A 3,613-nucleotide genomic window follows, 5' to 3' on the forward strand; every position below is an offset into this window, starting at 1 on the left:
CGTGCCTTGCGCAGCAGGTTGAGGATCTGCTTCTGCACCGTCACGTCCAGGGCGGTGGTCGGCTCGTCGCAGATGATCAGCGCTGGATCGTTCGCGATCGCCATCGCGATGACGACGCGCTGACGCTGGCCGCCGGAGAACTCGTGCGGAAACGCTTTGGCCCGCATCTCCGGGTCCGGGATACCGACCAGATCCAGCAGCTCCACCGCCCGTTTCGCCGCTTCGCCCCTGCTCATCTTGCCGTGCGCGAGCAGGGCTTCGGCGATCTGGTCGCCCACCCGGTAGACCGGCGTGAGCGCCGACAGCGGGTCCTGGAACACCATGCTGATGGCACTGCCGCGCAATCTGGACAAGTCGCGATCGCCGAGCGCGAGCAGTTCGCGTCCGCGGAACCGGATGGAACCGGTGACGCGCGCCTGCTCGGGCAGCAACCCCATCACCGCCAGCGAGGACACCGACTTGCCCGAACCGGACTCACCGACGATGGCGAGCACCTCGCCGTCGGACACCGTGTAGGTGACGCCGCGAACCGCGTCGATCCGTCCCTCCTCGCTGGGGAAGGACACCCGCAGGTCGGAAATCTCCAGCAGGGGCGCGGTCGAGGTCGTCTCGGCCGTCTTCTCGGTCGTTCCCGCGCTCGTCATGCCTTCGCCTTCTTCTTCGACCGTGCTCGCTTGGCGCCCGGATCGAACGCGTCGCGCAGCCCGTCACCGACGAGGTTGGCGCACAGCACGGTGATGATCAGCAGACCACCCGCGAACAGGAACAGCCAGGGATAAGTCAACGCTGATTTCGTCCCCGCGGCGATCAGCGAACCGAGCGACACGTCCGGCGGCTGCACGCCGAAGCCGAGGAAGCTGAGCCCGGTCTCGGCCATGATCGCCGAGCCGACCGTGAGGGTGGTGTCGATGATCAGGATCGAGGCGATGTTCGGGATGACGTGACTGAGGATCACCGTGCGGGTGGGCGCCCCCATGTACCGTGCGGCGCGGACGAATTCGCGATCACGCAAGCTGAGGGTCAAACCGCGCACGATGCGCGCGGAGATCATCCAGCCGAAACAGGACAGCAGCAGAATCAGCAGCAGGATGGACCCGCTGCCCTTCGTGCGCGGCGCGAACAGCGCGATGATGATGAAACTCGGGACCACCAGCAGCAGGTCCACCAGCCACATGATCGCGCGGTCGGTCCAGCCGCCGAGCAGTCCGGCCAGCGAACCGGCGGTGGCCGCGATGGTGGTGGACAACAGCGCGACGCACAGACCGATGACCAGGGACTTCTGCAAGCCGCGCAGGGTCTGCGCGAGCACGTCCTGACCGATCTGGGTGGTGCCGAACGGATGTTCCAGGCTGGGTGGCTGGAGCAGGGCGGTGTAGTCCAGTTGCTGATAGTCGTAGGGCAGCAGGGGCGGCAGCGCGAAGCTGGCGACGAACAGCGCGATGAGGACCAGACCCCCGGCGACAGCGGGCTTGTTGCGCAGGAAGCGCCGCAGGACCAGCTTGCGCCGTCCGGTCGCGGCGACCTCGGGGGCGCCTTGAACGATGATCTCGGCTTCCGTCATCCCACACGCACCCTTGGATCGAGAATCGCGTACACGATGTCCGACAGCAGACCCGACACCAGCACCACCAGGCCCGCGAACGCGGTCACCGTCACCACCACGTACAGGTCCTGCGCGTTGATCGAGTCGACCAGCCACTCGCCGACGCCGTGCCAGCCGAAGATCTTCTCGGTGAACGTCGCCCCCGTGATCAGCCCGCCGAGGCTGTAGGCGAACAGCGTGGCCATCGGGATCAGCGCCGTGCGCAGGCCGTGCTTGTACAGCGCCTTGCTGCGGGTGAGACCTTTGGCGCGGGCGGTGCGGATGAAATCGCTCTGCAGCACGTCGAGCATGGCGTTGCGCTGGTAGCGGCTGTAGCCGGCCATCGCGCCCAGTGCGAGCGCGGTGGTGGGCAGGACCAAGTGCTGGATGCGGTCGAGCAGTTGCGGCCAGAACCCTTCTATCCTGCTCGCCGACGTCTCGCCGGTGTAGAGGAATATCTGCGATCCGGTGAGCGAATTGATCTCCAGCGCACCGTATTTCAACAACGTCGCGAGCAGGAAGACCGGCGTGCTCAAGACCAGCAGTGAGATCACGGTAGTGAAATAGTCGCTGAACTTGTACTGCCGGATCGCGCCCGCCGCGCCGATCAGAACCCCGAGCACCGTGCCGACCAGTGAGCCCACGATCAGCAGCCGCAGACTCACCGCGACCCGCCGCGGCAGTTCCTCGCTCACCGGCTGACCCGCCAGCGTGGTGCCGAAATCACCGCTCGGAATGCCCTCGAGCCAGGTGATATAGCGCTCCGGAATCGGATCGTTGAGGTGCAACTCCTCGGCCTTGGCGTCGATCACTGCCTGCGGCGGGCGCGGATTGCGTTGTTCGAGACTGTCCAGCGGACGGAACGTCAGAGACGCCAGACTGAACGTCAGGAACGAAGCCAGCAGCAACAGCACGACATAGTTGAGCGCGCGTCGTAGCAGGAAGCCGGTCATCAGTCCTCATGGTCTTTCGGCTGGACGGGCCAGCGTCGGTATTAGCCCCCGATCATAAGGACGCGCTTGCCTGCGTGCGTGCCACGTGAAGTTTGGGCATGTCCGAGGCTTGTGCGGCCGAGGGGGCGGGCGCCGTCGGCGGGTCGTCCGGCAGGATGGAACGGGTGACACCCCTGCACCTGCCCAAGCCGAAGATGGTCGCCACCGATGTGGACGGCACGCTCATCGATCACGACGAGCGGGTCACCGCGCGGACCAAGGCGGCGGTAGGCGCCCTCATCGCGGACGGTGTGCCGTTCGTGCTGGCCACGGGGCGTCCGCCGCGCTGGATCGACCCGGTGGTGCAGGGCCTGGGCTACGCGCCGCTGTGCGTGTGCGGCAACGGCGCGGTGATCTACGACAGCGCCGCCGACCGGGTGCTGGCCAGCATGACGCTGGACGTGCCGACGCTCGCCTGGCTCGCCGACGTCGCCGAGCGAGCCCTGCCCGGCTGCGGTCTCGCGGCCGAACGCGTCGGCGAGAGCGCGCACGACGCGGTGACGCCGCAGTTCGTCAGCTCGCCGCTTTACGAGCACGCGTGGCTGAACCCCGACGACACGTCGGTGGACCGCGAGGAGGTCATCGACGCGCCCGCCATCAAGATGCTGATCCGCTTGCCGGGCGCGCGCAGCTCGGACATGCGCACGGTGCTCGCTCCGCTGATCGGCGAACGGGCCGACATCACCTACTCGACCGAGCACGGGCTCATCGAACTGTCCGCGCCCGGCATCACCAAAGCCGCGGGCCTGGCCGTGGTCGCCCAGCGCCTCGGCGTCGACGAGGCCACCATCGTCGCGTTCGGTGACATGCCCAACGACGTCCCCATGCTCACCATGGCCGGCCACGGCGTCGCGATGCGCAACGCCCACCCCGAAGCCATCGCCGCCGCCGACGAGATCGCCGAATCGAACTCCGACGACGGAGTCGCCCGCGTCCTCGAACGCTGGTGGGCTGGTTTCTAATTGCCGCGACTTCGTCGCGGCGTGTTCGCGGCCCCTTTGTGGCTCGCGTTTGCGCGGCCGGCGCTGCGTCTCGTCGC

Annotated in this window: 4 protein-coding genes; 1 reads left to right on the forward strand and 3 read right to left on the reverse strand. The window is 67.4% G+C overall.

The annotated features are described in order from the left end of the window. From ON27_RS00830 to ON27_RS00840, 3 genes are all read right to left on the reverse strand, one after another. Positions 1–644 (reverse strand): ABC transporter ATP-binding protein (locus ON27_RS00830; RefSeq protein ID WP_043717841.1); only part of this gene is annotated, 644 nt, incomplete at its 3' end. Continuing rightward, positions 641–1,561, reverse strand: a complete 921-nt coding sequence (locus tag ON27_RS00835; RefSeq protein ID WP_043717844.1) for an ABC transporter permease — start codon at positions 1,559–1,561, stop codon at positions 641–643. The genes ON27_RS00835 and ON27_RS00830, both read right to left, overlap by 4 nt. After that, positions 1,558–2,535 (reverse strand): ABC transporter permease, encoded by a 978-nt coding sequence (locus ON27_RS00840; protein WP_043717847.1) that lies wholly within the window; start codon positions 2,533–2,535, stop codon positions 1,558–1,560. Before ON27_RS00840 ends, ON27_RS00835 begins: the two co-directional genes overlap by 4 nt. 155 nt (positions 2,536–2,690) lie before the next feature. Between ON27_RS00840 and ON27_RS00845 the strand changes: the two genes are divergently transcribed. Then, on the forward strand, positions 2,691–3,536 hold the full coding sequence (locus ON27_RS00845) for a Cof-type HAD-IIB family hydrolase (protein WP_043717850.1): 846 nt from the start codon (positions 2,691–2,693) through the stop codon (positions 3,534–3,536). Positions 3,537–3,613: the final 77 nt, after the last annotated feature.

Source organism: Nocardia asiatica NBRC 100129 (assembly GCF_000308415.1).
In the GTDB taxonomy this organism is placed as follows: Bacteria; Actinomycetota; Actinomycetes; order Mycobacteriales; family Mycobacteriaceae; genus Nocardia; species Nocardia asiatica.

Coding starts and splice junctions, on each gene's coding strand:
- ON27_RS00835 (WP_043717844.1), bottom strand. CDS start 1,561: ATGACGGAAGCCGAGATCATCGTTCAAGGCGCCCCCGAGGTCGCCGCG.
- ON27_RS00845 (WP_043717850.1), top strand. CDS start 2,691: ATGGAACGGGTGACACCCCTGCACCTGCCCAAGCCGAAGATGGTCGCC.
- ON27_RS00840 (WP_043717847.1), bottom strand. CDS start 2,535: ATGACCGGCTTCCTGCTACGACGCGCGCTCAACTATGTCGTGCTGTTG.